This window comes from Nitrospirota bacterium (genome assembly GCA_016219645.1).
GTDB lineage: Bacteria > Nitrospirota > Nitrospiria > Nitrospirales > Nitrospiraceae > Palsa-1315.
This window is the reverse complement of the sequence record JACRLR010000018.1, coordinates 19,936-46,660: the sequence shown is the minus strand read 5'-3', so window position 1 is coordinate 46,660 and position 26,725 is coordinate 19,936. Positions and strand designations below refer to the sequence as shown.

The 26,725-nt window shown below is 56.7% G+C and carries 29 protein-coding genes; 9 read left to right on the top strand and 20 right to left on the bottom strand.

Translation table 11 applies throughout. The features are described from left to right. Window positions 1-96: 96 nt before the first annotated feature. Window positions 97-429 (bottom strand): SCP2 sterol-binding domain-containing protein, encoded by a 333-nt coding sequence (locus tag HZB34_06955; GenBank protein ID MBI5315692.1) that lies wholly within the window; start codon window positions 427-429, stop codon window positions 97-99. A 69-nt stretch (window positions 430-498) separates the two neighbouring features. After that, window positions 499-939 carry an S-adenosylmethionine decarboxylase gene (locus tag HZB34_06950; protein MBI5315691.1) on the bottom strand — a complete coding sequence of 147 codons (441 nt, stop codon included), beginning with the start codon at window positions 937-939 and terminating at the stop codon, window positions 499-501. 179 nt (window positions 940-1,118) lie between these two features. Here HZB34_06950 and HZB34_06945 point away from each other — a divergent pair, with 179 nt between their 5' ends. Beyond that, window positions 1,119-1,316 (top strand): hypothetical protein, encoded by a 198-nt coding sequence (locus HZB34_06945; protein MBI5315690.1) that lies wholly within the window; start codon window positions 1,119-1,121, stop codon window positions 1,314-1,316. Window positions 1,317-1,434: 118 nt separating this feature from the next. On the opposite strand, the gene HZB34_06940 is transcribed toward HZB34_06945, so the two are convergent. From HZB34_06940 to HZB34_06900, 9 genes are all read right to left on the bottom strand, one after another. After that, on the bottom strand, window positions 1,435-1,758 hold the full coding sequence (locus HZB34_06940; GenBank protein ID MBI5315689.1) for a PilZ domain-containing protein: 324 nt from the start codon (window positions 1,756-1,758) through the stop codon (window positions 1,435-1,437). Window positions 1,759-1,826: 68 nt separating this feature from the next. Continuing rightward, window positions 1,827-2,189, bottom strand: coding sequence for a DUF1499 domain-containing protein (locus tag HZB34_06935; protein ID MBI5315688.1), 363 nt, complete (start codon window positions 2,187-2,189; stop codon window positions 1,827-1,829). A gap of 135 nt (window positions 2,190-2,324) precedes the next feature. Next, window positions 2,325-3,434 (bottom strand): DUF2914 domain-containing protein, encoded by a 1,110-nt coding sequence (locus tag HZB34_06930; GenBank protein MBI5315687.1) that lies wholly within the window; start codon window positions 3,432-3,434, stop codon window positions 2,325-2,327. 174 nt (window positions 3,435-3,608) lie between these two features. After that, entirely contained in the window at window positions 3,609-4,670 is a 1,062-nt protein-coding gene (locus HZB34_06925; GenBank protein ID MBI5315686.1) for a hypothetical protein, read from the bottom strand. Window positions 4,671-4,696: 26 nt separating this feature from the next. Then, a complete protein-coding gene (locus HZB34_06920) occupies window positions 4,697-5,353 on the bottom strand; it encodes a hypothetical protein (protein ID MBI5315685.1) in 657 nt (218 codons plus the stop codon). Between the two features lie 213 nt (window positions 5,354-5,566). After that, on the bottom strand, window positions 5,567-6,181 hold the full coding sequence (locus tag HZB34_06915; GenBank protein MBI5315684.1) for a hypothetical protein: 615 nt from the start codon (window positions 6,179-6,181) through the stop codon (window positions 5,567-5,569). A gap of 39 nt (window positions 6,182-6,220) precedes the next feature. Further along, window positions 6,221-6,589, bottom strand: a complete 369-nt coding sequence (locus HZB34_06910; protein MBI5315683.1) for a hypothetical protein — start codon at window positions 6,587-6,589, stop codon at window positions 6,221-6,223. Window positions 6,590-6,697: 108 nt separating this feature from the next. Then, window positions 6,698-7,033, bottom strand: a complete 336-nt coding sequence (locus HZB34_06905) for a hypothetical protein (protein ID MBI5315682.1) — start codon at window positions 7,031-7,033, stop codon at window positions 6,698-6,700. After that, window positions 7,030-7,317, bottom strand: coding sequence for a hypothetical protein (locus tag HZB34_06900; GenBank protein MBI5315681.1), 288 nt, complete (start codon window positions 7,315-7,317; stop codon window positions 7,030-7,032). Before HZB34_06900 ends, HZB34_06905 begins: the two co-directional genes overlap by 4 nt. Window positions 7,318-8,156: 839 nt before the next feature. Between HZB34_06900 and HZB34_06895 the strand changes: the two genes are divergently transcribed. The 6 genes from HZB34_06895 to HZB34_06870 all read left to right on the top strand — a co-directional run bounded on the left by HZB34_06895 (window position 8,157) and on the right by HZB34_06870 (window position 14,003). After that, on the top strand, window positions 8,157-9,047 hold the full coding sequence (locus tag HZB34_06895) for a polyprenyl synthetase family protein (GenBank protein MBI5315680.1): 891 nt from the start codon (window positions 8,157-8,159) through the stop codon (window positions 9,045-9,047). Between the two features lie 109 nt (window positions 9,048-9,156). Beyond that, entirely contained in the window at window positions 9,157-10,140 is a 984-nt protein-coding gene (locus HZB34_06890; protein ID MBI5315679.1) for an NAD-dependent epimerase/dehydratase family protein, read from the top strand. Window positions 10,141-10,225: 85 nt separating this feature from the next. Continuing rightward, window positions 10,226-11,035 (top strand): carotenoid biosynthesis protein, encoded by an 810-nt coding sequence (locus HZB34_06885; GenBank protein MBI5315678.1) that lies wholly within the window; start codon window positions 10,226-10,228, stop codon window positions 11,033-11,035. Between the two features lie 170 nt (window positions 11,036-11,205). After that, the gene (locus tag HZB34_06880; protein ID MBI5315677.1) at window positions 11,206-11,562 is read left to right on the top strand and encodes a hypothetical protein; all 357 of its coding nucleotides are present in this window, start codon (window positions 11,206-11,208) and stop codon (window positions 11,560-11,562) included. An 8-nt stretch (window positions 11,563-11,570) separates the two neighbouring features. Further along, on the top strand, window positions 11,571-12,029 hold the full coding sequence (locus HZB34_06875; protein MBI5315676.1) for a phage holin family protein: 459 nt from the start codon (window positions 11,571-11,573) through the stop codon (window positions 12,027-12,029). Window positions 12,030-12,197: 168 nt separating this feature from the next. Further along, a complete protein-coding gene (locus HZB34_06870; protein MBI5315675.1) occupies window positions 12,198-14,003 on the top strand; it encodes a GAF domain-containing protein in 1,806 nt (601 codons plus the stop codon). A gap of 162 nt (window positions 14,004-14,165) precedes the next feature. On the opposite strand, the gene HZB34_06865 is transcribed toward HZB34_06870, so the two are convergent. Next, a complete protein-coding gene (locus HZB34_06865; GenBank protein MBI5315674.1) occupies window positions 14,166-14,522 on the bottom strand; it encodes a hypothetical protein in 357 nt (118 codons plus the stop codon). Between the two features lie 679 nt (window positions 14,523-15,201). On the opposite strand from HZB34_06865, the gene HZB34_06860 reads away from it, so the two are divergent. Beyond that, on the top strand, window positions 15,202-15,570 hold the full coding sequence (locus tag HZB34_06860; GenBank protein ID MBI5315673.1) for a hypothetical protein: 369 nt from the start codon (window positions 15,202-15,204) through the stop codon (window positions 15,568-15,570). Between the two features lie 38 nt (window positions 15,571-15,608). On the opposite strand, the gene HZB34_06855 is transcribed toward HZB34_06860, so the two are convergent. From HZB34_06855 to HZB34_06825, 7 genes are all read right to left on the bottom strand, one after another. Beyond that, a complete protein-coding gene (locus tag HZB34_06855; GenBank protein MBI5315672.1) occupies window positions 15,609-16,199 on the bottom strand; it encodes a DNA-3-methyladenine glycosylase in 591 nt (196 codons plus the stop codon). A 138-nt stretch (window positions 16,200-16,337) separates the two neighbouring features. After that, entirely contained in the window at window positions 16,338-18,389 is a 2,052-nt protein-coding gene (locus HZB34_06850) for a TonB-dependent receptor plug domain-containing protein (GenBank protein ID MBI5315671.1), read from the bottom strand. Between the two features lie 126 nt (window positions 18,390-18,515). Next, window positions 18,516-18,941: a DUF3842 family protein gene (locus HZB34_06845; GenBank protein ID MBI5315670.1), complete on the bottom strand. Its 426-nt coding sequence runs from the start codon at window positions 18,939-18,941 to the stop codon at window positions 18,516-18,518. A 3-nt stretch (window positions 18,942-18,944) separates the two neighbouring features. Then, window positions 18,945-19,361: a nickel-responsive transcriptional regulator NikR gene (gene nikR, locus HZB34_06840; GenBank protein MBI5315669.1), complete on the bottom strand. Its 417-nt coding sequence runs from the start codon at window positions 19,359-19,361 to the stop codon at window positions 18,945-18,947. A 342-nt stretch (window positions 19,362-19,703) separates the two neighbouring features. Next, entirely contained in the window at window positions 19,704-21,119 is a 1,416-nt protein-coding gene (locus HZB34_06835) for a Do family serine endopeptidase (GenBank protein ID MBI5315668.1), read from the bottom strand. Between the two features lie 140 nt (window positions 21,120-21,259). Then, entirely contained in the window at window positions 21,260-23,800 is a 2,541-nt protein-coding gene (locus tag HZB34_06830; GenBank protein MBI5315667.1) for a heavy metal translocating P-type ATPase, read from the bottom strand. A gap of 163 nt (window positions 23,801-23,963) precedes the next feature. Continuing rightward, window positions 23,964-24,617 (bottom strand): thioredoxin domain-containing protein, encoded by a 654-nt coding sequence (locus tag HZB34_06825; protein ID MBI5315666.1) that lies wholly within the window; start codon window positions 24,615-24,617, stop codon window positions 23,964-23,966. Between the two features lie 291 nt (window positions 24,618-24,908). Here HZB34_06825 and HZB34_06820 point away from each other — a divergent pair, with 291 nt between their 5' ends. After that, window positions 24,909-25,457: a Slp family lipoprotein gene (locus HZB34_06820; GenBank protein ID MBI5315665.1), complete on the top strand. Its 549-nt coding sequence runs from the start codon at window positions 24,909-24,911 to the stop codon at window positions 25,455-25,457. Between the two features lie 140 nt (window positions 25,458-25,597). Here the strand turns inward: HZB34_06820 and HZB34_06815 are convergent, their stop codons facing one another. Then, window positions 25,598-26,662 carry a tetratricopeptide repeat protein gene (locus tag HZB34_06815; protein MBI5315664.1) on the bottom strand — a complete coding sequence of 355 codons (1,065 nt, stop codon included), beginning with the start codon at window positions 26,660-26,662 and terminating at the stop codon, window positions 25,598-25,600. Between the last annotated feature and the right edge of the window lie 63 nt (window positions 26,663-26,725).

The window sequence follows — 26,725 nt, the reverse complement described above, 5'->3', positions numbered from 1 at the left end:
TCTGTCTGGTTTATCTGGTTAGTTTTGTTCCGCCAAACAGACGAGACAGACTGAATAGACCAGATAGACCGCGTTTTAGTGCGCGAAGCTGGTTGCTTATCCGAGGGTTGGAAAGAGTGCCTTCAGTTGCATCGCCAGGCCAATATCCCCGCTGATCTTGAGCCGGCCCGACATCGCTGCGGCTGTCCCGCTCAACTGGCCGTTCAGAACCTTGATGCAGTCCTCTCCAGCCATCGAGAACACGACGTGCGGGTCCACATGGATCCCTTCCGCGACCTGACAGGCTCCCTCCCGGATCGTGAGAATGTATTGCCCGCCCTGCGCGCCGCTCAGATCGAACTGGTAGACCGCGTCAAGATCCTCGGCGGCATCTGAATCGAGCTGGCCTGGAAGACGTTCGAAAATCTCTTTGACAGTGGTGGGATTCATCGTTCTCGGAAAGGTCGTGTATCTCGGATCGGCGCCGGGAGCCGCACTGCCGCGGCCCCCGGTCCATTCCTAGTAACGAAGCGTAACGGTCGCGGCGCTGCGACGGGCGCCAAAAAATTCCTTGGAGAACGCCTCGACGACGGCAGGGTCATAACCCTTGCAGCTGAAAATGTCGAGGTAGGCGTTGTTCGTATCATTCGCGAAATGGCCGCTGATCAACGACGTCGAGATCAGCTGCACCATGGAATAGCCGGCCACGCGGCCTGAGCCGAAATCGACGACCTGGCACTCGCCAAAACGCTTCATGTCGATGAGCTCGCACAGTTCGACGACATAGCGACGGATATGGTCGGCATTGCGGATCAGGTCGGGGTGACACTCTTGAAGGTCAACTGCGGTGCAGAGTCCCCATGCCTTCCCCTCACCCACCATCTCCTGGGGTGCGAGGGAAGCGGCTACCGGGGACTCAGATGGAAAGATTGCGGACTCGGAATCAGTCGAGCTACTCATAAAGGCTGACACCTTTCTGTTGGAGGGTGAAAAAGCTGTGACGGTCGACTAGTAGTCCGGACTATACCACGAAACTTTTCACATGAGAGAGGATGGAGAAACTTTTTTTTCGCACCGAAGCGGTCGGATGTCACTCGATCGATTGACAAGGTTCTCGGCGGTCGGAGAGAATGCCGCATATGACCAATGTCACTTCCCCAACACCGAACCAGCCTCCGCTCCCAGCCGACCTCCCAGATCGCCTCTGCACCTGGTGCCGACTCCCGATGAAAAAGCGCCTGGTCGGCGGCAAGCAGTTCGTCCACTACACCTGCCCGAAGTGCGTCTTCCAACACACAACCAGGCTCGGCCCGAAACCACCCAGCCCCGCGCACTGACTTGGTCTATCTGGTCTATTCGGTCTGTCTCGTCTATTTGGTTGAACAAACCTAACCAGATGAACCAGACAGACAAGATAGACCGGATAGACTTGAGAGACTAAATGAACAAGGCCGATTACCGGCGAGAAAAACTGGTCTGCACATTGTCGTCGAGGATATGGGCCAGTCGCTCGTTGTCCTCTGGACTGATCGAGACGATCTTTGTGCCGAACTTAGGGGTGCGCACATGGACAACCTGCAAGCCACAAGTCAACGTTCTCCCCCTCTCAAGCTCGATGACAAGTTGAAGCGCATCACCGGTCTTCACAAACAAACGGCTCTCAATCCGGACACCAGTCTCGCTGACATCCAATACCTTACAGGGCGCTGAGAGTGATCCTCGCTGCAGCCGGCCATCCCGGCCGGTCTCGACGCGTGATGCTTTTCGCTTGAACCCCATGCGCCCCTCCTACTTCGGAGAATCATACCAACAGCCCAACCCTCTCCAAAGAAAAATACTGAAAGATACTACAGCTTTTCTCCCGCAAGGGCGCGTACCTGTTCCATGCGGGCGCGATTGACGCCCAAATCGCCATAGCCGGTCCGTGAAGCAGAACGAAAGTGAATTGTCTTCGCTTCGTCGTCGAAGACAAACTCCACATCGTCCACGAACCGGAGCAGCAGGCTGGTGAACTCGTAATGCAGGTAGGACTCGTCTTCCTCGACGAGTCTGGTACGGGGCAAAGCCCGGATAAATTCCTTCAACCCCTCCTTGGCCTCAACCCGAGACTTGCGGTAACGAATCGGCAGAATGGCATGGCCCTCGTCCTGCGCTTGCGTCGAGACGCAGTTAGGACTGGCGGGGCAAGGGGCGAGGGTCCGTATGCTCATGGCCCGTGGACTTTACGCTCTTAAACAAGCCCTCGCAACCAGATCTCGACAGCCGATGCCCGTCAGATAGGGTCAAATCCGGAATACCCTTATCCCGGTAGACCACTTGCAGGCTGATGCCTGTTATGTATGGACTCAGTACGAGAATGCCCTCAACGCCGGTTGTGCCGCTCCTTGATCTTCAACCTTGACTGAGACACGCCCGATGATGCGTCCGTCTTCAGCTTCAACGTCCACGCGCCAGTCGCCGGGATCGAGTCGTTGCTTGAACGTATAGGCCCTATAGCCACCTTCGCGCCCGCCGGAAATCTTGAGTGGGATTTTGTCTGCGTGTGTGAAGGGCGTATTATCATTGGGGCGAAAGTACCAGTGATGGTAGACCGTGGTATTCAGAGCAACAGGGGCAAAGACCGCGGTGAAGCAGTAGATGGGCTCGTTGGCCGGAAAGGTATCGTCAGACCGTTTCCAAATTTGATACCACTTCTTATCAAACGTCAGTTCGAACTGGTCGCCGGTCTTCTTCACCTCATGATAAATACCGCCGAATTTCAACGCGAGCGGCACAGGTGGGATCCAGTTGAGAAAATAGAAGCAGACGAGGAGGCCGATAAGGGCGCAGGCAGGAGCCGTCACTCCGATTGCCTCGCGCTTTGAGCGGTCCGGGTTGTTTCGGTAAATCAGTTGGACAACCCGAAGGGTCACGGCAACGCTGAGCCCCGCCCCAACCAGAAAGATCGCAACATTCATGAAACCGGTCATAACCGGCAGAAAGAATGTGAAAAAGGCGAAGCAGACTACCGCGTAGAGACTCACTAAAAGACGCAGACTGGAAAGCCGATCGCGCAGAAATTCATTGCCGACCAACAGCGCGACTAGCAGGGCAAAGAAAATCCCCGTGCTCGTGAGTGTTGCGCTGCGGGAGTAGAACACGGCATAGGCGCTGAAGAGGCCGCCCAAGAGGAATTGCACGGCCATTGGAAAGTAGGGCCTCATCCGCAGCACCCAGCTGGTAAAGGGTGTGAGCGAGGTTAACTGTTCCCGACCCGGCAACGGCTCAATGCCCAACCGCCCTGTCAGCACAATGAGCAGACCCAACAGTACCAGATAGAGCAGCAGCAAGAGATTGTCTTGGAGCCTATCGATGCGGGTCAGGGTTAAAGTGTCATAGCCGACACCTGAAAAAAAGAACAACGCCGGCATGAAGGGCTTCGCGAGGAACGATTGCACTCTGGACAGTGGGCTCATGCTCCCACTCTGTGCAATTCGACCGAATTCATCAACGAAAAATTGGATTCACGAGAAGGCTGAATCCCTGCAGAGAGCAAGGTCAACGTTGAGCGAGAGCATCGGCGATTTCAACTTAGCCTCAGCGTTGACCTTAACCTGAGCTGAATACCGGGGATCATTCTCAGCCGTCCGTCACACGAAGGGGGGGAGAGGCGCATACACCACTGGATGAGCGATGAGCTGCTCCAGCCAACCGATCATCATCTCTTCGCTCAGCGGCGCCTTGTTTAAACGAACCTCGATGCCAAAGCCCGCACGTGAGCCCACCACGCCGATGATAGCCGAAGCATCTCTGCCGTCGGGAAGCAGTTCCTGAGTTTGGAATTCACAGAGCGTGGTGTAGAGGCGGCCGTCTGGCTCAATCACAGATCGAATCTCGGGCAAATCGTCGAGCGGGCAATGCACGGAGCAGCGATAAACAGACCGGGCAGGGGGGTCAATCTTCAGAAAGTCGACGAGCGCGTCCTCTGAAAAGCCCGTCAGATAGGCCCGGACACCTACTGGTTCCGGCACAGACGTCGCGGCCAACTTACTGGCCGGCACCAGGAACTCATAGGCGTCTGCCGTGTTGTACTCAAACTGGCAGGGCCCAAAGGCGTCGGGCCAGGAGCAAAAGAAGGGTACGGAAGGATCGACCGGACGCATCACCAGTTGCTGTTTTTCCACCAAAGTCTCGACCGGAAGCTCTAATAGCGTGATGGCTTCGAGAAAGGCCGTGCGCCGTTCCTCCAACCACTGTACCCGCTCGTCATCGCCGCGCGTCTCGCCCGGAGTGATGACATCTTTCGTGTGGAGCCGTATGCGGATAAACGAATGGGCGTGGCGGAATCCCAGCCAAAGCATGCTGCGGGGATCATGGAGTCGTAACGGATCGCGAATATGCCAGGGATGGCTGATTGAGCAGTAGGTGCCCACATCCTGATAGCGCTGGTAGACAGTGTGGTACGCGCCAACCAGGAGAAAAAAGTCGCCGCGCCAACCCTCTCGGACGTGGATCAAGGTCACGTCTTCGGTGGACCAGGCGTCCAACTGGTCGAAATCCTCTGGAGACTTGACCGTCCACTCTTCGACGTAACAGATCACGTCTCTTGCAGGCACCGCCGGCTTCAATCCCAAGGCAGCCAGACGTTCGCCCACGGTAAGCACCTGACTGAAGGTCAGTGAGGTCGTCGTTTCCCAACGACGTTCACGCACGGCGGGTCATTCCTTCCCTCCGACCATCAACGTGTCGGACGAAGAGCTTTCTGATCGATCGTGGTATCGTCAATATACCGATCGATGCAGTCTTTCAGAGTTGACGCCAGTAACTGTTGCACGTCGGCTTCGTTAAACCAAAACACGGTATCGCGCTCTGCCCCCTCAACCGTTCTGATCGTCGTGCTCTGATCTCCAAGATTCCTCGCAGTGATCACCATCTTGCTGCTCGTGTTCACCACCGTCGAAAAGAATCGACTCTTGGCGCCGGCTGAAAATTCGAGCAACTGCCCGCTGATCACGATATCCGTATCGTTCAGACTCGACGGAGCCCCGCCGGAAGCCATTCGCACCATCCAAGGGCGGCCCTTCCAGCCGCGCGTCTTCAGGCGATCCGCGAGAGCCTGGGCGACCACGCCCCCCGGCCTCTCTCCCACCACGTTGAAGTAGGTGACCCCGCCCCACACATGGGTTCGCACACCAAGCCAATTGTTCTCCAGTCGACGATCTTCAAATGGTTCGATGACGACGCTTACCGGTTCCGGCTCCTGATATTGCGCCACCGCTTGTTTCTGCTGAAGATCGAGATAGAAGGTCTTCCCGGTACCCCCGCAGCCCGCTCCCATCAAGAGACCAGCCACTAGCACGATACCGAGGCCCAGTCGTTCTCTTGTCTGTTTCACGATGCCATCCTCCTTGCCATTGGTCGCCTTGCCGTCGAAACAGGCCCAGTGTACCCAAGTCACCGATCAGAGACAAATACCGAGGGGCAGGCCGCTGAAAAAGCCCGCCAGGGCTTTGGAAGGTTAAGGCTAAGGTTGAGGCTGAGCAAAGGGGGTCCTGATCGACACTTAACCTTAACCTCGACCTCAACCTTCTTCCGATGCTGCCACTTTCTAGCTGGTCACGACGGGGAGAAGTGCGCGAAACGTCTCGCGGCTGAATGCCGGTACTTCCCCAGATCGAATCCTCGGGTCGGTACACGGAAGGAAGCGGACAATCTTCACAAAAGACCGCTCAGCCAGGACAGCAGCAATCTGCGCCTTGCGATCATGGGTGATCGGCAGCGTATAGCCTTCGCCCCGCTTCCACTCCCAGAGCGTGGGAGCCAGTGACAATTCCAGATCCCTTCCTGCCAATTGGTGGAAGCGATCCACGATGTGCTTTTTGTATTGTTTGATCCCCGCGCCTTCGAGCAGAAGCGCGCAGGCCACATGGTAGCCCCACCAGAACAGCGTACGGAAAGTAAACGCATTCGAATCGTGAAAGTGTTTCGGAAAATCCAGATATTGATAGGGAAACAATTCGAGATGCTCGCCTTTGACAAACTGGCAGCTGATAGGATCAAAATCCGGCGGGGTCACGAGCGAGGCCACGTCCACCTCTTCTTTCAACGCCGCATGGGTGGCATCGAGCATGTCTCGCACCTTGGCCATGATCTGCGCCTTGGCGCAAAAGAAGTGCTGATCGGCCATCAAGGCCGCTTCTTCATCTGTGAATCGGTATGGCATGGTCATTGATCGGCCGAACGCCGGCTCGAAGGGTGCCGACTATTTCTGATGTGTCTCGAATTGAGAGACTGTGAGGTCGAACTGCGCCCGGCATTCAGCACAGCGGACCCACAGCGCATCCTGAAAGACGTCCATCTCCCGAACAGACAGGGCAGGGGCATGGGCGCCCAAACAGGTTTTCAAGACCGCGAGCCCATCCGTCTGCGCAGGATGCAATTCAGGCAGGGAAGAGTCTCCCGTCCATACCTTTTTGGTGATCATGACGGCCGTCACACGGTGCACCATGCGGCATGAACTGCAGGTCAGCACCACAATGCGATCTGCTTCGATGCGTTTGACCGTCAGGCAGAGCGGATGCACCGACCAACATTGTTGGAGGAAGGCGCCGCTGCGGATAATCTCTGCCATCGACCTTTCTCACATCGAAACAGATTGCCAACTCGGTTCATTTTGTTTGTTTGGTTCATTTGGTTAATTTCGTTCAACCAAACAAACTAAATAAACCAAACAAACCAACTAAAGTGCCCACAACGCTATCATCACCCCCACGCCGATGACATAGGGGAGCGCACAAGAATAGAGCAGTGCAAACCGGGCAAGGGCCGGCGGCTCGTCGCGCGCCAGCTGTTCCTTGTAGACGAATTCATAGGAAAGGATCACCACTGTCAGCATCAGCGCCAGCGTACGAATTGTCCGCGACCAGGTGTATTGGCCGCTGATGAGGAAATTCGCCGTAAAAAAACCGCTGGCGGCCAGAATCAACGGCGCCAGGGCGAACCGGACTAGGTTGGGGAAAAGGGCTGGTCTGCCCGAGCGGGCTTCGACCGGACTTGCTTGTGAGCTGGAATTCACGACCCGACGGCCACCGGGGTCGTGACCTTCGTCGAAGAAGAAGGAGTATCCCCTTGGGCAGCGCGGCAGGTCTTGCACAGGCGCGGGCGGGCTTTCAGGAAAGAGACTTTGCCGGTGGCTAGGCAGCTGTAGTGGACGAACTCTTCGCACTGGGCACAGCGAGACCACCCGCCGCTGAAAAATGTTTTGTTGCGATAGAGCCCTTCATTGCAGACCTTGCAGTTCCTGGGTTCAATCCCCAGCAGCATCGGCTCCCATGTCCCAGCGAGATTTCTGATGCTCATGGAGTTAAGTATAGCGAAGCAGCCGGCGGGAAAACAAGGAGGAGGAGGGGATGGGGCCTGATGATCTTCTGTGCTCGCGCAACGCGCGGCCTCGGAAGGCCCTCGTTGGACGCGCGCAGTAAAGGGCAGCCTTGGCCACTCCCCTTAAGAGCTGTATGAGAGATTGGGGACTCTTGGAAGGAACATTTATATTCCCACCGGCGATCAGAATCAGCCATCGAACTTTAATGCCCTGGGAGTATGTTGGCGGCCATGATAGCACCGTGCTTGGTGAAGGCCCAAGGGCAATGCCGTCTTCCACCGTGTGAACTGGTCGCAATTTGCGACCGGTTCCGGACATTTACCGCACTGTCATGGCTCTGCATCGAGTTCATCGCAGATTGCGATGAACTCGATGAATTGATTCTTTCACCGGCCGTCTCCTGGCCGTGGTCACAAATTGTGACCACATCAACTGAGGTAGCCACCGCCCTGCTTTGACAGAGCCAGTCGAAACTCCCTTATTGCCCTTTGAGATTGCTCGTTTCTTTTCAAAGGAGAGGGGTCTCATAGGGCTCCCACTGTGCGCGCAGCTTTCTCACCCGCCCGCTCACTGGCACACCGGAACGTGCCATTAGCTCGGGCGAAGGCCTTCCAATTTTCCCACTTTGGCCTTGAGGGGAACAGCCAGACTGTCCTTCACTGCGCGCATCGGACGAGCACATTCTGATCGTGCGCGTTCTGCGAGCAAGAAGGATGGTCTGGCTGTTCCCCTCCCCCTCTTGTTTGACAGCCTCCAGGCCTTTTGTTACGCTCCGAGCGGATTCAGGGCCTGTTGTGACGAGCCCAGCCTTACCCCTATGAATATCAAGGACTACCTCGAACAGAAGAGGGTTGAGGTCGATCGATTTCTGGACTCCGTCAGTCCCACCTCCACCACACCACCGACAACGCTGCATGAGAGCATGCGATACAGTCTCATGGCGGGAGGAAAGCGCGTCCGCCCTATCCTGGCTATCGCCGCGGCAGAAGCGGTAGGACAGCCGGCGCCGGGATTGATGCCGATTGCCTGCTCGTTGGAATTGATTCACACCTATTCTTTGATTCACGACGACTTGCCCGCAATGGATAACGACGACTTCCGCCGTGGGAATCCGACGAACCACAAAGTGTTCGGCGACGCGATGGCGATATTGGCAGGCGATGCGTTGCTGACGATGGCATTCGATCTCTGCAGCCGTCCGGATCTGATGAAGGGCTGCGACCCGGCACGCCAAGTGCGGTTGATTCAAGAATTGGCGCATGGCTCGGGAAACGTGGGGATGGTGGGTGGTCAGGTGTTCGATATCCAGGCTGAAAATAAAGACATCGATCTTCCGACACTCCAGAACATCCACAAGCATAAAACCGGCATGTTGATCCGCGCGGCGGTGCGGATGGGCGCCATTGCCGCCGGCGCAGAGGATCGACCGCTGGATGACCTTACGAGCTATGCCGAAGATGTTGGACTGGCGTTCCAGATCGCGGATGATGTGCTCAACGTGACAGGAACCCGCGAGGAACTGGGCAAGAACCCCAATACCGACGCGGAAAGAGGGAAGAAAACCTATCCGACGTTCTACGGGACAGAGGGAGCGAGAAAATTGGCGGACGACTGTGTGGCCCGTGCGATCACACGCCTCTCCCCGTTCGGCCCGGCCGCCGACCCGCTCCGCGAACTGGCCCGATATATCACCTCTCGGAAGAACTGATCGTCAGGCGTGAGGCGTCAGGCGTGAAACGAAAGCTCTTTGCTGCTCCAGTACCAACTCTCTACACCTTACGTTTCACGCTTCATGCTTCACGCTTCACGTCCTCAAGATGAAGGCTCTCGTCACCGGCGCAACCGGATTTGTCGGCGGGGCAGTCGCACGTGCGCTGGTCAGACGCGGCATCGACGTCCGAGTCATTGCCCGCGGCGGATCCGATCTCCAGAATCTACAGGGATTGCCTCATGAGCTGGTCACGGGTGATCTGCGTGATCAGGCCTCGTTGCGAAGCGCCCTCACCGGTTGCAGCCAGCTCTACCACGTGGCAGCCCACTATGCGCTCTGGGCCAAAGATCCTTCGATCTTTTACGACGTCAACGTCCTCGGTACAAAAAATCTATTGGAGGCGGCCCGGGACGTTGGCACCGAACGGATCGTCTACTGCAGCACCATCGGGGCGATTGGCCTCCCCCCGAGCGGAGGACTCGGTACGGAGGAGACGCCCGTCTCGCTCGAACAGATGGCGGGACATTACAAACGATCGAAGTACCTGGCAGAGCAAGAGGTCTTGAAGCTCGCGAAGGCCGGGCTGCCGGTGGTCATCGTGAATCCGAGCGCCCCGGTCGGCGCAGCCGATGTGAAACCAACCCCGACAGGACAGATCGTCGTCGATTTCATGAAAGGCCGCATGCCGGCCTATATTGAAACCGGATTGAATATTGTCGACGTCGATGACGTGGCCGCCGGCCATCTGCTCGCGATGGAAAAGGGCCGGACCGGTGAGCGCTACATTTTGGGCGGCAAGAACTTGATGTTGCGTGAGGTGCTTGAGATCTTGAGCCGCCTGAGCGGCGTGAAGGCGCCCACGATCAAACTGCCACGACTCGCGATTCTTCCCTTGGCCTATCTGAATCTATGGGTCGCTAACATGACTGGCCAGCCCCCGCGGATTCCGCTCGAAGGGGTGAAGATGGCCAAGTACAAGATGCACTACGACTGCAGTAAAGCGATCAGGGAACTTGGCATCCCCCAGACACCACCGGAGGTTGCGCTGGAAAAGGCCGTGCGTTGGTTCCGGGATCATCACTATGCGTAACTGCGAATGGTGAATGGTTTATGTTTAATGGTGGACTCCTCAGAATCTCTTAAATTCAACCTTGACCATTTACCATTACCCATCGATGGACTTTTTCACCCTCTTCCTGAAAACCATCCTCTTTCGCCCCTACGTCTTCCTCTTCCTGGCCGCGTTCCTGTTTGCTGCGATCCAGCTGATCGGTTGGCCGAGAACCTGGCGATTCTGGCTGATCAGTTGGGCCACGGCCCTTATCTGTGAATTCTCGTCCACGCGTACCGGCATTCCCTTCGGATGGTACATCTACAACGGTTCGACCATGGGCCAGGAACTCTACTTCTTCAACGTCCCCATCATGGCTTCGATCTCGTTCAGTTTTCTGCTGTACGCCGCCTACTGCGTTGCGCTCTGTCTCGTCCTCCCAATCGACCAGTCCTCGCCTTCCACTCAACCGCTGCTCAAGCCACTGCGTTTCGATATCGCAGCACGAACCAGTTGGCCCGTGCTGTTGATCACTGCCTGCTTGTTTGCATTAATCGATATGGTCATCGATCCCGTGGCCCTCCGCGGCGAGCGCTGGTTTTTAGGGAAGATTTATCATTACGCTGATCCAGGCATTCACTTTGGCGTGCCGCTCACCAACTATGCGGGGTGGATTGTCGTCGGACTCATCTCTCTCGCCATCTATTTTCCGATCGAGCGACGACTCTCCGCACTTTCGACGCCTCCATCGGTCACTCCTCACCTCCTACTGGGCGTCGGCCTCTACCATGGCATCCTGGCCTTCAATCTCAGTGTGGCGTTTTGGATCAGCGAATTGCTCATAGGAATAAGCGGTTTGCTGATGCACCTCCCCGTCCTTGCACTACTGCTGTTTCGTCTCACAAGACCACACAGTACCTCTCGGTCTGGCTGACCCGGTGGCAATCATAAAACAGACTTTGTATAGTGGAGAGCGGGATCAAGGCGAACGAAATGACTCGGGTTCATCCGCGGACCGGGCTTTAAGAACGACGCGGCGATTGCGCAAGCCGGCACCGGTCATCGTCACAAATACGTCGACCACCGAAGGAGAAAGAACCTACCATGTGGTTATATCTGATGGTGGCGGTTGTCGGCCTCTTCATGTCCACGCCCAGTTTCGTCCACGGCGCCGACCAGCATGTGCTCGGCACCGTGATGGCCATTGATGCAAAACACATTGAGATCAAAACATCCAAGGGCCTGGTGGACCTGCAGGTCAACAAGCAGACCAAATTCAAAGACCAGCACAATCCGAAAGGCACCACCATGCCTGAGGTGGGCGATCGCGTGATTATCGTTGCCACAAAGAACGAGAAAAAGGGGGCCAAAAAAGGCGATCCGCTGTTGCTCGCTACTGAAATTCATTTTTCCACGGCCAGACGCGTACCGATTTCCATCGAGCCGGTTCCGGTTGAGTAGGGTGCCCGATGCCACCGTTTCAGTTTACAGGTGAGGTGAAGAACCATTTTTTGAGTGGCGGGATTCGCACCGCGTTCATTCGAGTCCTGATTACGGGCATCGCGGTATTTCTGGCCGTCATGATTGTGCCGGGCCTTGAGGTTCATTCGTTCAGCGCGGGACTCGCAGCGGTCCTCGTGCTCACATTTCTGAACCTCTTGGTCCGGCCGCTTCTCTTTGTCTTGATCCTTCCCTTGATCGTCCTCTCGCTGGGGCTCTTTCTCATCGTCGTCAACGCGCTCTTGCTGGAATTAACTTCATACCTTGTCACCGGATTCTCGGTAGCGGGATTCTGGCCTGCCGTAGGTGGTGCGGTCGTGATTAGTCTGGTTACCATGATCCTCAATGCATGGACCTCTGACGGTCGTCACACAGAACGTCAGACGTTCCCTCAACGCCCGCCCAAAATCATCAATCCAGACGAATGAAATAAGATCGTTATTTAGTTTATTTGGTTTGTCTCGTTTGTTTGGTTGAAGCAGATCAACCGAACGAACCAAATAAACAAAATAAACCAAACCAACCAAGGCACCAGTTCTCATTGAATTGCTCATTTGTCATTGTTACAATGCCAGCCTGGCTCTAATGACTCACGAATGACGTCCACAGCTCCGCACAGCAAGCCGATTCCCGAGACGACGCTCCAGCGGACCTTAACGTCTGTGCTCAACGACCTGCCGGTCGAGGCAGCCCTCGCCGCCCTGTTCCATTGCGACCAGGGTCCACTCGTCGGCCATGCCGCACGAGGCTTCACGCCCCGCGATATCCAAGCCATCCTCCGCGCGCTTTCAGCCCCTGCCGTCGCGTCAGCAACTCCCGCGAGTGAGCAAGAAAGCGGGCGCACCATTCGCCTCCGCTTGATCACGCCGGGCGCGAAGTCGTTGCTCGCAGCCCCCCTTCTGCATCGTAACCGGACGTACGGCTTCCTCGTCATTGGACGAAAAGAAAGCGCCGCGTTCGTGAAAAAAGAAAAAACCTTGATGGAGCAGGCCGGCGAGGAGGTCACGAAAGCCCTCGATCGCGAAAACCTGTTCGATATGAATCTCCTGCTCAGTCGGCCATTTGTCGCGCATGAACCGGTCCCTGCAGCATCCACTCCCGCAGACATGTTCCCGGTTCCACTGTCACAACTCACACCGGAACTCCAAAGCACCATCATTGCCGCCTTGACGGATGCCCGCCAATACGTCGATTACGATCGCATCTGGACCTGTCACTACGATCCCCTTGCCGGCAATGTCGAAGTGCTGGGAATGGCCGGCGATCTGAAGAGCGAACAGAAAGATGGGAAAAAAGATCTGAAACCGGGCCACCGCCTCGCGCTCGACAGCTCAGCGTCCGGCTGGGCAGTCCGCCATCGTAAGCCACGAGTGGATCATGATTTGGCCTCTACACAGGGGAGATTTCTCGATCACAAATATCTGTTCAAGGACCGATTTCTTTCTTCCCTCGTTGTCCCATTCTTCGTCCGCGGACAGGTCGGCGGGACGATCACCTTGGCCTCGAAAGAAGCCGGTCGCTACCAACAGACCGATGCCCGCTCGCTTGAGCCGACGATTATGAAGATCGCGGATCTTCTCCAAGCGCCGGCGCCGGCCAGCCAAGCCCCTGTCACTGGGCCGGCCGGAACCTCCGGAGCCCCAACAGCTCCAGGTCCATCTGAACCCATGATCAGAAAACAGGAACGGCAGGCCGCGATCGGGGAGTTCAGCATGTTTCTGGCTACTGAAGTGCGTGAGCCACTCGCCTCCATCCGCGCCCAATTGGAAGAAGTCACGGGTGAAGGCATCCTCGATTTCGACCCGCAGACGCGCGTCGAGAACGCCATGCGCAATCTGATTCGTATCGAAGCTATCTTGAACGAGATTTTGGATTTTGCCAAACCACTCAAACTGACTCGACGGCTCCTCCGTATCCCTGAAGTGATCGAAAGTGCCCTAACGGTTGTTGCGACTGACTTCGAAGTCACCAGGATACAGGTGACCAAAGACTATGCGACCGTCATCGCGCCCGTCCGCGGCGACGAAGCCAAGCTCCAGCAGGTCTTCCTCAGTATTTTCAGGAACGCGAGTGAAGCCATGAGCCCAGGCGGGCATCTCCATATTCAAGTCACCCAACATCGCGCGGGGCGGGGCGTCGAAGATGTGATCCTCATCAAGAATGACGGGGCGCCCATTCCAGCAGAAATCGTCGATAAGGTCTTCGAGCCGTTTTTCACCACGAAGCGAACCGGGATCGGTCTGGGTCTCGCCACGGTCAAGAAGATCGTCGAAGAACATGGCGGCTCCATTACCATCGGCAGCGCGCCTGATGAAGGCACCACCGTGACCATCCGCCTCCCCGGTCTCAGCCATGGCCCATCCTATCGAGGACGCGGCCGCCGGCGGCCCGCCCGGCGATAGCGTAAGAACACCGTTCTTCCCAACCATCACCTAGCCCGCGCCAGCTCCGTATCTGTGGCCAAAGCTCCCAATTCTGATGGTTGTGCAGGTTGCTACAAGGAGATCTGGAGGGCGAAAGCCTCAGTCGGATTCAGGATGAACGACCATTGCTTTCGATGCTGATTATTCAGATTGCGCTGTCCCGTGCAGGAAGCGCGCTTTCTCCAGATGTGCGGCATGGAGCTCTTGCATCTGCTTCGCACGATACCGCTTTTGTTGCGCTGCGGTCTTTAATGCGCTCTTCCGGAATCCCTTGGTGTCTTCATAGGGGCCGATCTTTGAGACGGCAGTCTCGAATTCGACAGCCTCGGCCTCCAGCTCTCGCGCCTTCTCCTGATACAGCATGGCCGCCGCGAGGTGATCATCTGCATTGCCGGCGGACGCCAGCCGCTCTTCCAAGGCCGCGGGCAGTACCCTGCTCCCCCCTATGCGCTTAAGCAGCCGCGCCAGGCCATCGAATTTGGATTTCTGGGGCTTCATCTCTCCGCCTTCTTGCTGCACTGTCCAAGGCAGTTCATGTTTGAACAGGCCAGAGAATAATTGATATCACGCAGAAAATCGACCTGTACCCAATTTCAGAACGAATTTTTTGAGGTAGCTTGTCTAAATACTCCCTCCAAGCTCGCTCGTCGTCTCTTCAGGGATGGGGGCTGATTAATCTTCCACTGCATGTGTTCTTTCAATTCCCCATGACATTTTCAAGGGTCGCCTGGTCGACCCTCGATTGCGCGCAACGCTTGCCTCTTTTTGTCTCGTGGAAGGACACCCCTGTTGGTTTACGTGCGGCCGTCGAACGAGGCCCTTCTCAGGGGGCGCGCGTTCCGGGAGCACAGGACCAACAGGGGTGTCCCTCCATCCCCTTATCGTGCGCGTGGCGCGAGCAAAGGAGGCCAACAGACCACCCATCCAACCCTTTTCATCCCCCCCCCACTGTGCCCCCAAGGGGAGCGGCCTAGGTTGCCCTTTACTGCGCGCATCGAGCGACCACTGTTTCATCGTGGGGGCTCTGCGAGCAAGAAGGGCACCTGGCCACTCCCCTTCCATTCTCCCTTTGACAGACACACCCCATCCTGGCTATGATCTTCCCCACTTGATTCGACCTTGACGTTGAAAATGTATGTCCTCCTGCTACCATTTAACTATTCAAAGGAGTAGGCGTATGAAGCTCATCATCGGCACTGTTGCCACTGTCTCCGGTGTCCTCTTTGCCCTATCAATGGCCTCGGCGAATCCATCGCTCCTCCCCAAACATGAAGGCTACCCGATGAAGAACAGCGGGAGTCCTGTGACAGGCCAGCCGACTGCCAACGATCCTGGCCAGACTAACGCCAGTGGTGAAAAAGCCGAGCTCAAGGCCGCCGCGCACGACGACACCCACGTCCAGCAGAATCTGATGAAAACAGACAATGAGCGGATTACCAAAGGCCAGGGAGCAGGTCAGCTGCCGACCGTGCAGGGGCCACAGATCAAGATTGCTCCTCCGGTAACCTCGGCCACAAAGATTTCCGGCGATCGGAAGATCGAATAGTCAAGCCCTCAACTGGCTGCAACAGGGAGGTGTCGGACCTATCCGGCCCCTCCCTGTTTATTTCTGTGCCCGGTCCGAGCGAGAGCGGTCATCGTACGCAACCGGAATCGCCAGGGTTTCTTGGCCCACTCGCCTGCATAGTCGACACCGATTCGAGGATGGATCCCCACATCACCTCTCTTCATTAGTTCCCCTCGATCCTCGAACCAGATCAATTCTCCGGTCGTAAGATCCGCACGGTTGAGGCCTCGATCGATCTGCATCGCCCGACAGAGCCGTCCCGGTCCATCGATCAATGCTCCATTTATTTCAACCGCTCTGATCAAGACGGCTGCGGGGAATTTATCCCGCTCAGTCACAACATTCAGACAATGGTACATCCCATAGATGAGGTAGACGTAGGCAACCCCTCCTGGACCAAACATGACATCCGTTCGCTGCGTTCTCCCTTTCGACGCATGGCAGGCTTTGTCCTCCTGTCCCACATAGGCCTCCACTTCGACAATTTTACCCGCGAGTGTACGGCCATCGATCGCCCGAACGAGATACTTGCCGATCAACGACCGTGCGACCATAAGCGTCGGACGATTGAAATAGATGCGCGGAAGAATTCTTGGCTTGGTCTTCATATGGCTTCACTATAGACCGCTCAAAACGATCTTCCAACAAGGCCGCAGGCAAAGAAAGCACCGGAGGCGTACCCTCTCGGGTACGTTGAGGATGCTTTCGAGACGAGAACGCAGTTGGAAGTCGTTTTCAGCGGTCTACTAGAAGTACCATGCGACGCCGCCCATAAAAAAGCGTGGATTGCCCGGCACGAAGTGGACGTCCTGCACTCCGCCCGCCGGCTCGCCGGACAGACGGGATGCGAATGCATACGTAGCCCCCTCCCAGGTGGAATCGAAAAGGTTCTGGACAAACATAAAGGCTTCAAGACGCCCATGGGAGAGCTTGATCGGCAACTGATACCGTTCGGTCAAATCAAAGACGGTCCACGATGGCGCTTTGACCGAACGATCCTCGGTCAAGTTCCTCACTCCGAGATAGGTCATTTGTATCTGCGAGGAGAGACCCTCCGGCCATCGCATGATCAATGCCGTGAACGCGGTTAAGTCAGGCGCCAACGGAATGGCGAGTCCGTCTTTGAATTCGGCATGGGTCCAGGTGAAGCTGCCGTTCACATAAAATGGTCCGTAGACCTGTCCACGCGCCCCTACTTCCACCCCGTAACGTCTAGTGGGCCCACGAGCCTCGGTGGTGCCTGCATCTCCCACGAACACGAGTTCGGAGTTGATATTCAACCACCAGAACGTTGCGAGCAATTCCAGCCGCTCCGGACCCCAGGGTCTCGACCGCACACCTACCTCTGTGCCTTGCGCCCTAGCGAGAGGCGTGCTCGCACCCGCGACTGTGGACCGCGCATCGTTACTGTGGAACCCGGTGCCATAGTTGACAAAGAGTTCGGTATTGAACCATGGACCCAGGATCAAGTTGGCCTTCGGACTGACCTGGCCCGAGGCCTTGCTGCCGGCCGGCTGTTGAGGGCAGGTGTCGCAGAGATTTGTGACATCGAACGTGAAGTAGTCGGCACGGATACCGCCTACTAACCGCATCCAGGGCAGCGGCTGCAGCTCCAGCTTCACATAAGGCGAGTAGGACGCTTCCTCAACCGCACTCTGCACAATGGTCCCAGTAGGAACACGCGTCGTTTGTGTCCCGAGTCGGATATTGGAGATACTATCAGCGCGGACCTGGAACCCCGCCGTCGCAGCACTGGGAATGCCCAAGAGTTCTCCTGCCTGCTGATACCCCAGATTCCCGCCATACATGTACCGCTGATCATATTGATGGATGCCGTCGCCGTTCACCGGGTCATCCAGAAAAAACGTGAAATTGGTCCAAAGGTCAAACTTGTAGTACATCAAGTAGGCATCGGCGAAGAATCGCCCATTAGAAGGCGTGTCATAGTGGTATTGCAGTCGGCCGGTCGCACGCTCCGTCCTGCCTCCTTCAGAGGGATCAATCGCGCCGAAGCGATCAATTGTGCCGTCCGTGACAGCACGGAGGGGAATTTCTCCTGAGCCGTTCCAGTTCGCTTTGTTATAGCTCGCTGTGATGCTGAACTCCGAGCGAACCGTCGGGTTCATGGTCGCCTTGCCTAAAAGATTGAAACGAAAATAGCGATTGTCATTCTCAAACGGTCCATTCGTGTAATAGCCCTCCGCGGCAAACAACGTCCGCACTTTATCCTTGGTGGGCGACAGCATCAAGAGATACCGCTGCGTGTCGAACTGCCCGCCGGATCCCTGCACCACGTTCTCTTGCAACACGTCGCGAGTTTTGAACCGGACGGCGCCGGCCGTATTGAAGTCGCCGAATTCGGCGTGATAGGTCCCCTTCACTACGTCGATGCCCTGAATCGTTTCCGGAATGATGAAATTGAGGTCAGTGTAGCCTTGGCCGTGCCCGTGCGTGCGTAAATTGATCGGCATGTTGTCGATAAAGAACGCCACGTCTGTTCCATGATCGGCATCGAATCCTCTCAAGAAATATTGATCTGCCTTCCCGGCGCCGCCAGAATGTTCAGCAATGATGAAACCCGGAATCAGACGCAGTATCTGCGCCGGACGGCCCTGCGGCTGGAGAAGAATTTCCTTGTCCGTGATGAACTGTTGAGAAGAGGCTGCGACCGGGCGTGCTCCCTTAACCGTGACCTCCGGGATTTCCAATTCGGTATCGTCGGGATCGTGGGGCTGTGCCGACTCCACAAAGGTCAGTCCAAATGTTACAGCCGCCAGGAATAGCAGAAAGCGTCGCATCGTCAGACCTCGTCACGGTCACATGCATGGACGGATGAGGCGCCCACGATGATCTATCGACAGCCGTCTCACCGGCTGGCGCAGACCCTCGTGGCCTGGCGACAACTATGACTTGGAAGAACCAGCCTAGGCAGGCCTGACCGAATTGACCAAGGAACGGACTCGGGACAAAGACTCCGTAATCAATGCCTCAAGGGTACAGGTCCCAGCACCGACAATTTCAAGGCGAACCCGATTGAGCGGCAGCAGGACCTTCGTGGCCCGCGCGCCGAGAATGGCTTGAACGATCTCCGGTGTGACCTCTCCCGGCATCGCGCCCGGCAATACCAGATTCAACGAGGCGACAATCACGTCCACTGAGGGCAGCGTGCCGGCAATCGCCCGAGACCCTACACCCACCTGTACAGCCCCTGCTTGTTTCATCGCCGCCGCCGCAACGTTGTTGGTTCCCAACGCCACAATGTGATGGGCCGAGCCGAGTTCCGACTGGAGCCCTGCGACCAGCCGAGATCCGAGACCTCCGCCCCGGCCGTCGATCACGCAGACACGCACGACCTACACCAAACCCTTGCCGGTCGTCGTCATGGTCAGCTTTCCGTGTTTCACACCCTTGACCGAGACCAGAGCATCCGCCACCTTCTGGACCTCTGACCCTTTTCCCTTTACCACTAAGACCTCAAGACAATGGTCATGGTCGAGATGGACATGCATGCCCGCCATGATGTGACCTTGGAAGTCATGTTGTATATGAGTCAGTTTTCTTGTCAGGTCGCGCACATGATGGTCATACACAAACGTGATCGTGCCGACCGTTTCTTTGTTGTCGTCCCACTCCTGCCCAACCAGGTTGTCCCGGATCAGATCTCTCAATGCTTCAGATCGATTCGTATACTTGCGCTTCTTGATGTGCCGATCAAAATCATCGAGGAGATGATGGTCCAACGACACACCGAACCGAATAAGCTTCTTCATAATAGTATTGGTAGTAGCACGAATTTAATAAACGTAGCATTCCCAGATCGGCGAAATCAATACTTCGTTACTCCACTGGAGCAGGGAACACCTCAACTGGAATCTATGGCTGCAACAGGTTGGGGCCGGAGTTAACGCAGCCTGCGTACGTCACCCTTTAGCTCCAAAGGGAGTACCCGAGGCTTCCCTTCACTGCGCGTGCCCAACAAGAATCTTCAATTTTCTATACCTTTCCTAGCAGGGGTGACCGAGGCTGCCCTTTACTGCGCGCATCGGACGAGCACAGTTTCATCGTGCGCGTTCTGCGAGCAAAAAGGGCACCTGGCCACCCCTGCCCCCGCTCTATTCGTTTTGAATCGGAATGTAGAGGGCATTCCCCTGCCGGTTGACCAGCAGGAGGGCAAGATCGGTGGGCTTAATCGGATCGGCCAGTCGCTGAAACATGGCGAAGTTGAGAATTGGCTGTCGATTGAGTTCGAGCACGACGTCGCCGGGCTGGAGACCGGAGGACTCTGCCAGACTGCCTTCTTCAATATCCGTCACCACCACCCCGCTGGTGACAGCCAGATCCATCTGCCGGGCCAAGGGCACAGTTACATCGTCGAAGACGACTCCGGCAAGGGGATGAGCCGTGGCGGCAGAAGCAGATGCAGACTGGCTCTTTTTGGCCCTTTCACGCGGCGCCTCCTGCACTACCAGGTCAGCCTGATATTGTTTACTGTCGCGCATGAGATCGAGGCGGTGTTTACTTCCGATCGTCGACGCAGCCACGAGGTTCCGAAGGTGTCCGCTGTCCATCACGTCACGTCCGTCGAAGCGCACGACCACGTCGCCACGTTTGAGTCCAGCTCTCTCGGCAGATCCCTTTGCCTGCACATCGGTGACGATCGCGCCTTTCACATCGGGGAGACGAAAAACCTTCCCTAACAGAGGCGTGACATCCTGCGTCGAGGCGCCGAGGAACCCCCGGACGACACGACCGGTCTTGATGAGGCTCTGCATCGCGGCCCGAGCCATATTGCTCGGAATGGCGAAGCCCACACCGACACTCCCCCCTGTGGGGCTGGCGATGGCGGTATTGATCCCCACCAATTCTCCATTGATGGTCACCAATGCCCCGCCGGAACTGCCGGGATTGATGGGGGCGTCGGTTTGAATGAAATCTTCGAAGTCGGCAACGCCGACGTCGGCTCGACCGACAGCACTGACAATGCCGAACGTCACGCTCCGGCTCAGCCCAAGCGGATTTCCGATCGCCAGTACAAATTCGCCGACTGCGAGACTGCTCGAATCCCCCCACGTCACCGTCGGCAAATTGGCCGCGTGAATTTTCACCACAGCCACATCGGTTCTTGGATCAGTGGCCACCACTTTCCCTTTGTATTGCCGCCGATCGGCGAGAATCACATCCACATCGAATGCATCGGCAATGACATGGTTGTTGGTAAGAATGTACCCGTCCGGCGACACAATGACACCGGAGCCCTGACCATATTGCCGCCGCGGCGGGGCATCCCTGAATAATCCGAACGGCAGCGCTTCGTCGCTGAACCCTTGATCGCGGACCATGACCGTGGAGGCAATGCTGACGACAGCGGGAATAACTTTTGTCGCAGTCGCCTTGACTTGCGCCTGGAGTTCAGCTCCGCCAGCCACAGGAATCACAGGACTCACGGCCAGGGCTGATCCACCGACGATCGAGCCTCCGAGACAGAGGCCGATCACGATTCGCGATATGAGAGTGGGTCGAAACAGCATAAAAAGACCGTTCTTTTGGTTTGTTTGGTCTATTTGGTTTTTTGGTTGAACGGAATTAATCAGATAAACCAAATCAACCAAATCAACGAAACAAACCATGAACTAGGCGCTAGCCTAGCATGCGTGCGTCGAAGGCGCACTCACAAATCCACCTGACGCAGGCGGAGGGCGTTGGAGATGACAGACACGGAACTGAATGTCATGGCGGCGCTGGCAATCATAGGGCTCAGGAGTAACCCCCAGACCGGATAGAGCACACCCGCCGCGATCGGCACGCCGATCACATTATAGAGAAACGCGAATAGGAGATTTTGCCGAATGTTCCGCATCGTGGCTTGGCTCAGCCTCCGCGCACGGAGCAGCCCGCGCAGGTCCCCTTTGATCAGCGTAATCCCCGCACTCTCAATGGCCGTGTCCGTTCCAGTTCCCATGGCAATTCCAACATCGGCCGATGCAAGGGCCGGGGCATCGTTGATACCGTCTCCGGCCATCGCCACCACGCGGCCTTGGGACTTGAGGCGCGCAACGATCTGTCCCTTTTGGTCCGGCAACACACCAGCCATGACCTCCTCAATGCCAAGTTGGCGAGCCACAGCGTCGGCCGTATCGCGGTGATCTCCCGTTACCATGACGACGCGAATGCCTTCGGCCATGAGTTCCTTCACTGCGTCCCGCGTAGACACCTTGATCGGATCTGCCACGCCGAGAATACCAGCGGCTTGCTCATCGATTGCGACGAACAGCATCGTCTGCCCTTCGCGACGAAGAGAGGCCGCTTTCTCATCCAACTGCGCGAGGCTTTGGCTGGCCACCCCAACGTCGACTTGCAAGAATGCAGCAGTCCCGATCGCGATGCGACGGCCCGCGACCGTCCCTGTCACACCCTTCCCCGTAACCGAACTGAATTTCTCAACCGGGGCAGGGGCAACCCCTCGCGCCTCCGCTCCCGCCACCACCGCGACAGCCAGCGGATGTTCACTGCTCCGTTCAAGACTCGCAGCGTGGCGCAACAGGTCGGCCTCGGACCAGGGCGGCACAGCCAGCACCGACAGCAGTTTCGGTTTGCCCTCCGTGAGGGTGCCGGTCTTATCGATCACGAGCGTATCCACCTTGCCGAACACCTCCAACGCTTCAGCTTTCTTCACCAAGACACCCACCGTCGCTCCACGACCGGTCCCAACCATGATCGACATCGGCGTCGCCAATCCCAATGCACAGGGACAGGCAATGATCAAGACCGCCACGGCGTTGACCAGCGCATAGGCCAATTTCGGCTCAGGGCCCCAGATCGCCCAGGCCACGGCAGTGATCAGCGCGGTCGCCACCACCAATGGGACAAAGTACGCAGCGGTCACGTCGGCGAGACGCTGGATCGGCGCCCGACTCCGTTGCGCTTCACCGACCATCTGCACAATCCGAGCCAACATCGTGTCTCGCCCGACTTGTTCAGCGACCATCACCATCCCGCCTGAGCCGTTGATGGTTCCACCGGTCACCCTCATCCCCACTGTCTTTTGGACTGGAATAGACTCGCCAGTGATCATGGATTCATCTACAGATGTTGTACCTTCTTGAACCATCCCATCGACCGGCACTCTCTCCCCCGGCCTGACACGTAGCCGATTGCCTACCTGAATGTGCTCAAGTGGAACATCTTCTTCTTGTCCGCCAGGCTTGATCAGCCTGGCGGTCTTCGGGGCAAGGCGAAGCAGGGAACGAATCGCGGAACTCGTCTGACTGCGAGCCTTCAGTTCTAGAACCTGGCCGAGCAGGACCAGCACAGTAATGATGGCCGCTGCTTCAAAATAGACTGCGACCGAGCCGTCATGTAATTTGAATGAGCTGGGAAGCAGCGCCGGCGCAACGGTCGCCACAGTACTGTAGCCATAGGCCGCCCCCGTTCCCATGGCGATGAGCGTAAACATGTTGGGAGCCCGGTTCACCACCGAGATCCACCCTCGCTGGAAAAATGGCCAGCCGCCCCAGAGCACCACCGGCGTCGCCAGCAGCCATTGCGCCCAGTTCCTTGTCGAACCGGTGAGGGCCTCGGGAAAGGAGAAGCCGGGGACCATGTCGACCATCGCCGAGAGCATCACCAAGATTGAAGGCCCGAGGCAGACCCAAAATCTCCTGGTCATGTCCTCAAGTTCGGGGTTCCGCTCATCGTTGAGCGAGACGACTTTTGGCTCCAGTGCCATCCCGCAAATCCGGCAGGCGCCCGGTTTGGTTTCCAGCACCTCCGGGTCCATCGGACAGATGTACTCAACCACTCCACCGGATGGAACCGGCGTCACTCGTGGGGCGCGCTGTTCAGGGGGAGTCAAATAGTAGTTCGGCTCAGCCCGAAACTTGGTCAGGCAACTCGCCGCACAGAAGTAGTAGGTCTTCCCTTGATATTCATAGGAGCCGGCTGCCGTGGCCTGCTGCACCGTCATCCCGCACACGGGATCGACCGCCACAGGCCCCATCATGACCGGGGCAGGCTGCATCATGGGAAGGGGTTTTCTTGTGGTCGGCTTGGCAACACTCACCAACTGAGGCTGCAACACCCGCTCCGGATCGGCCTTGAATCGCTCCAGGCAGGACAGACCGCAAAAATAATAGCGCTGGCCTTTATGCTCGTGACTTCCGGCTGCCGAAGCGGGATCAACCGTCATCCCGCAGATTGGATCGATCGCCATCACAATACCGTGAAGCGTGAGACGTGAAGCGTGAAGCGCACCGGGCAAGCCAAGTGACGCAACGATACGTTGGCTCGAATGAACATCGCACGCATGTCACCGCAAATATTCCAGACCATTTCTCGCCTGTCCCGCTAGTCTCGCTCGTCTCGCGCCTGACCCATTACTTCTTTGCATCTGCATCCAGGATACTCCGAATGATCGTGAGGACATTGTCAGGAGTCATATTCGCACCATCGACTTTGATATTGCCATCCAACAAGATCGATGGAGTTGACGACACCTGAATCCGCTCTCCCCACCTGCGCCCGTCTTCAACGGCCCTAGCCGGTTTCCCGCTGGCCATTCCTTCTTCGAACGCTTTCGGATCGAGACCAACTTCCTTAATCAGAATCTCCCGAATCGAGCGATCCAGCACGCCATCAATTTTGTCTTTGTGGATCGTGCGAAACAAGACCGTCCTCATTTCGTTGCCTTTACCCATCGCCCTCGCCTGCTCATACATATCGAATGCGGTCGGGAGTTTTCCACGAATCACAGGGAACCCCACCATCGTGATCTCCAACTTATTCCCGAACTCTTTCACAAGCAACGGCAACCCTGTCTCTTCGAAGTGGTGACAATGTGGGCAATAGAAGTCGGCGAACTCCATCAGCTTCACCTTGCCAGGCGTATGAGTGGACACCTCGCCAGTCAGAATTTCGAACTTGCCCTTTAAATCAAGGGGCAAGGCAGCAGCTGGTGCGCTCCACAAGACGACAACGCCCCATACAGCCGCACAGACGACTGAGACCCATTGCGCACAGCGCTCTCGCATCATATCCACTCCCTTTCTGGCAGGATGCTGAAAAAGCCCGCCAGCTTCGTTCTTGCATCGCTCAGACCCTCAACGTACCCCTTGGGGTACGATTCGGGTCTTCACTCGCTGCGGCCTTGCTGGGCGACCTTTTTGAGCATCCTGCGATTTGTGTTCTCCTCTGATTCCAACCCTGGCAGCCGTCGCAGTTCCCCTCTGTCAAGATGGTTTCCCACGGTCTGCTGGATCAACACTGATCGCTCATTATAGCGAATGTGCCGTGAACTTACTCCTTACTCACTATGTTAGACTATGCGTATGCAAGCACGTACCATCTTCTTTATCGTCGCCGTACTCGTCACGCTCACAGGTTGTACTTCGATGCAAAAGGCAGGAGACGGCCCGGACACACAGGCCCTTCCTTTTCTCCAGGTCAAGGCAGCACCGGACTCCCTGAAGGGGCAAGCGGTAGTCTTTGGCGGCAACGTGTTGACAGGCCGACGTCTGAAAGATGGCACCAGGATCGAGATCTTACAGTTGCCGCTCGATCGATCGACGCGTCCCGGATATGATTTGACCCAATCACAAGGCCGCTTCATCGCCTTCCAGCGAGAATTCCTCGATCCTGCAACTCTCCCCCCAGGGACCAGAGTTACCGTGACCGGCGAGATCTCCGGTTCCGTCACGTTACCGCTGGATGAGACCGACTACACCTATCCCGTCATCAATATCAAACAACTACGCGTCTGGACCAAATCGGAAGACGTGGCCCCCCGTGTCCACCCCTATTATTATTCGGGGCCAGGTCCATATTGGGGTCCTTACTGGAGCCCCTATTGGCGACCTTGGCCCTATTGGTAGCAGGATGCTCAAAAAGTCCACCAGCTTCGTTCTCGCATCGTTCAGACCCTCAACGTACCGCAAGGGTACGCCTCAGGCCTTCACTCGCTGCGGCCTTGCTGAACGGACTTTTTGAGCATCCTGCTCTGATCACACAATTGTCATCGACCTCCGGAGCCGACGATTCGCTCAACACGATCGTCGCGCCCACCGAGGTTCAGGTACGCGTGATAGTGAGCCAGCGCTTTCGGAAGATCTTTCCGATGCAACTCATAGAAGACACCCAAATTGTAATGCGCTTCAGCGTAGTCCGGCTTCAACGCAACGGCTCGCTCGTAGGAACGTTCTGCCTCTTCAAGCCTGTTTAGACCTGTATAGGTCACACCCAGGTTCATATGCGCTTCGGCATACTCCGGGCGATACCGCAAGACTTCGAGATATTCCCGCTCTGCCTCCACGGGCTTGCCTTGGCTCCGGTAAATAAACGCGAGGTTATAGTGCGCATCCACTAACGCGGGCTTCACTACGATGGCCTGTCTATAGGCATGGGCGGCTTCCACAAGGTCGTTGTTCTTTTCCGCGATCCGCCCGGCAAGGTACCAGCCGTCAGCATGCTTAGGATCGAGTTTGAGGAGGCGGCTCACCGTCTCTTGTGCGCCGCGATTGTCTCCCTGTGCTTCGTAGAGCAATGCAAGATTGTAGAGGGCGCCACGGTGGCTCGGATGGGCGGCTAACAAGGATCGATAGGTTCTGGTGGCTGCAGCGACATCGCGACGTTGCTCGTACAGCCTGGCTAAATCGAAGAATGAATCCGCATGTTTTTGATCGATCTCGATCGCCCGTTTGAGAGCCTGCTCCGCTTGGGCCGATTTTCCTTGAATCAGATAGATCTCGGCCAGATCGTTCAGAGCTTCAGGATAAGCCGGCTTCAGCTTGAGCGCGTGGATGAACGACTCGATCGCCTGATCCGGTTTCCTTTCTTTGAACGCGATCATGCCGAGCAGATGGTGCACCTCGGCCGAGGAGGGATTGAGCTCGACAGCTTTTCGGGCAGCCTCAGATGCCGCAGCAAGATCACCTGTTCGCAACAGCGCGATACCTCGCTCGTACTCGCGCTTGGCGACATCCGGTTGCTCAGCCGCCGCCGAGACCAATACCTGAGGAGAAATGACAACGAGGCACAGGACCAACAAACCGATCACACTATGCTGGAAAAGGCGATTCACAGTGCATCAAACTATAGACGGCAGTGACTATGAAAGCAACGACGACCATATGAAATGGGAGAG

Bases quoted from the DNA above. Each gene is read 5' to 3' on its own strand.
- HZB34_06955 (MBI5315692.1), bottom strand. From the start codon at position 429: ATGAATCCCACCACTGTCAAAGAGATTTTCGAACGTCTTCCAGGCCAG.
- HZB34_06950 (MBI5315691.1), bottom strand. From the start codon at position 939: ATGAGTAGCTCGACTGATTCCGAGTCCGCAATCTTTCCATCTGAGTCC.
- HZB34_06945 (MBI5315690.1), top strand. From the start codon at position 1,119: ATGACCAATGTCACTTCCCCAACACCGAACCAGCCTCCGCTCCCAGCC.
- HZB34_06940 (MBI5315689.1), bottom strand. From the start codon at position 1,758: ATGGGGTTCAAGCGAAAAGCATCACGCGTCGAGACCGGCCGGGATGGC.
- HZB34_06935 (MBI5315688.1), bottom strand. From the start codon at position 2,189: ATGAGCATACGGACCCTCGCCCCTTGCCCCGCCAGTCCTAACTGCGTC.
- HZB34_06930 (MBI5315687.1), bottom strand. From the start codon at position 3,434: ATGAGCCCACTGTCCAGAGTGCAATCGTTCCTCGCGAAGCCCTTCATG.
- HZB34_06915 (MBI5315684.1), bottom strand. From the start codon at position 6,181: ATGCCATACCGATTCACAGATGAAGAAGCGGCCTTGATGGCCGATCAG.
- HZB34_06910 (MBI5315683.1), bottom strand. From the start codon at position 6,589: ATGGCAGAGATTATCCGCAGCGGCGCCTTCCTCCAACAATGTTGGTCG.
- HZB34_06900 (MBI5315681.1), bottom strand. From the start codon at position 7,317: ATGAGCATCAGAAATCTCGCTGGGACATGGGAGCCGATGCTGCTGGGG.
- HZB34_06895 (MBI5315680.1), top strand. From the start codon at position 8,157: ATGAATATCAAGGACTACCTCGAACAGAAGAGGGTTGAGGTCGATCGA.
- HZB34_06890 (MBI5315679.1), top strand. From the start codon at position 9,157: ATGAAGGCTCTCGTCACCGGCGCAACCGGATTTGTCGGCGGGGCAGTC.
- HZB34_06885 (MBI5315678.1), top strand. From the start codon at position 10,226: ATGGACTTTTTCACCCTCTTCCTGAAAACCATCCTCTTTCGCCCCTAC.
- HZB34_06880 (MBI5315677.1), top strand. From the start codon at position 11,206: ATGTGGTTATATCTGATGGTGGCGGTTGTCGGCCTCTTCATGTCCACG.
- HZB34_06875 (MBI5315676.1), top strand. From the start codon at position 11,571: ATGCCACCGTTTCAGTTTACAGGTGAGGTGAAGAACCATTTTTTGAGT.
- HZB34_06870 (MBI5315675.1), top strand. From the start codon at position 12,198: ATGACGTCCACAGCTCCGCACAGCAAGCCGATTCCCGAGACGACGCTC.
- HZB34_06865 (MBI5315674.1), bottom strand. From the start codon at position 14,522: ATGAAGCCCCAGAAATCCAAATTCGATGGCCTGGCGCGGCTGCTTAAG.
- HZB34_06860 (MBI5315673.1), top strand. From the start codon at position 15,202: ATGAAGCTCATCATCGGCACTGTTGCCACTGTCTCCGGTGTCCTCTTT.
- HZB34_06855 (MBI5315672.1), bottom strand. From the start codon at position 16,199: ATGAAGACCAAGCCAAGAATTCTTCCGCGCATCTATTTCAATCGTCCG.
- HZB34_06850 (MBI5315671.1), bottom strand. From the start codon at position 18,389: ATGCGACGCTTTCTGCTATTCCTGGCGGCTGTAACATTTGGACTGACC.
- nikR (MBI5315669.1), bottom strand. From the start codon at position 19,361: ATGAAGAAGCTTATTCGGTTCGGTGTGTCGTTGGACCATCATCTCCTC.
- HZB34_06835 (MBI5315668.1), bottom strand. From the start codon at position 21,119: ATGCTGTTTCGACCCACTCTCATATCGCGAATCGTGATCGGCCTCTGT.
- HZB34_06830 (MBI5315667.1), bottom strand. From the start codon at position 23,800: ATGGCGATCGATCCAATCTGCGGGATGACGGTTGATCCCGCTTCGGCA.
- HZB34_06825 (MBI5315666.1), bottom strand. From the start codon at position 24,617: ATGCGAGAGCGCTGTGCGCAATGGGTCTCAGTCGTCTGTGCGGCTGTA.
- HZB34_06820 (MBI5315665.1), top strand. From the start codon at position 24,909: ATGCGTATGCAAGCACGTACCATCTTCTTTATCGTCGCCGTACTCGTC.